Below are 1,252 nucleotides of genomic sequence, written 5' to 3'. Positions count from 1 at the left end.
TTGTCTGGTTATCAGTGTTTTATTTGTTTTTCTGATGTTTTATTAGTATCTTTAATTACTGATAATCAGCCCTATATGTCAGTATTTAAAGACCACAAAGTTCCCCTTAACCAGATTTTGGAGTTTATTCCGGAAGCCCTTTTAAGCCATCTTTCGGCGAGCACAAAAGTCGATTATTACAGCAAGGTTCTCCATGGCAGAAAGATGTTCTATCTGCTTCTCTTCTGTATCTTCGACAATGAAAGACTGAGTCAGAGGACACTTGAAGATACTTTCAATGACAGCGGGTTCAGGGCTCTGTTCGGCCTGGGCGAAGATGAAAAGATCCGAAGGAGTTCCATCTCCGAGAGGCTTTCCAAGATCGACCCGAACTATTTCAAAGAAATCTACGAACAGATGTATGATCGGTTTTCGGAGTTTTACGATAAAAAGGAGGTTGAAAAGTACAACCTGATCCGCACCGACAGTACTATTGTTTCGCAGGCTTCATCCAGGCTAAAGGAGGGCATTGACCAGAAGAACGGGAAAAAGCTGGTGAAATTCAGCTTCTCATTTGACGGGATGCTGCCCTGTGGAGCGGAGATTTTTAACAGCCAGAAATATGCTTCCGAAGATGAGGCCCTTCCCCAGGCTGTCCTGAAGCACGTAATGAAAGAGCAAGGGGAGAACAACATCTATGTTATCGACAGAGGCCTGCAGTCCACACGGGCGATGAATGAATTTGATCGCAGGTCAATCAAGTTTATTCTGCGCAGCAAAGAGGATCGAAAGTTCGAAGAACTGCAGGTGTTTCCAAACAGTGTTAAAAGGTGGGATGACTGGCAAGTGGTTAAAGACTGTAAAGTGAACCTTTATACCGGAAAACCTATTCAGAACAAACGTGGGAATAGGCATTACCGGCAAGAACTGGTGGAAACTGATTTCAGGTTGGTGGTCATCAAAAACCAGAAAACCGGGAAAGAATTCTGGTTCCTGACCAATGAGTTTCAACTTTCTGCCAAAGAAATTGCTGATTATTACCGCAAACGCTGGGATATCGAAGTCTTCTTCAGGTTTATCAAGCAAGAACTAAATCTAAGCCATCTGGTCTCCCTTAATAAAAACGGGATCCAGGTCATGATCTATATGACAATGATCGCGGCAATGTTACTGCTCATATACAAAAAAGCCAACAATATAGGGTATAAGACCGCTAAAAGACGCATCGCTATGGAGCTCCGGAATATGATTACTGCTATTTTAATCCGATTCG

At 42.9% G+C, this 1,252-nt stretch carries 1 protein-coding gene; it reads left to right on the top strand.

What is annotated here, in order from left to right; translation table 11 throughout:
• Positions 1 to 75 precede the first annotated feature (75 nt).
• Positions 76 to 1,252, top strand: a 1,177-nt coding sequence (locus tag ABD852_RS23005; RefSeq protein ID WP_345033173.1) for an IS4 family transposase, incomplete at its 3' end; no start/stop codon positions are given.

Source organism: Ravibacter arvi, from assembly GCF_039540405.1.
GTDB classification, from domain to species: domain Bacteria; phylum Bacteroidota; class Bacteroidia; order Cytophagales; family Spirosomataceae; genus Ravibacter; species Ravibacter arvi.
Note: the sequence above shows the minus strand (reverse complement) of the source record. Positions and strands in the feature narration are given on the sequence as shown.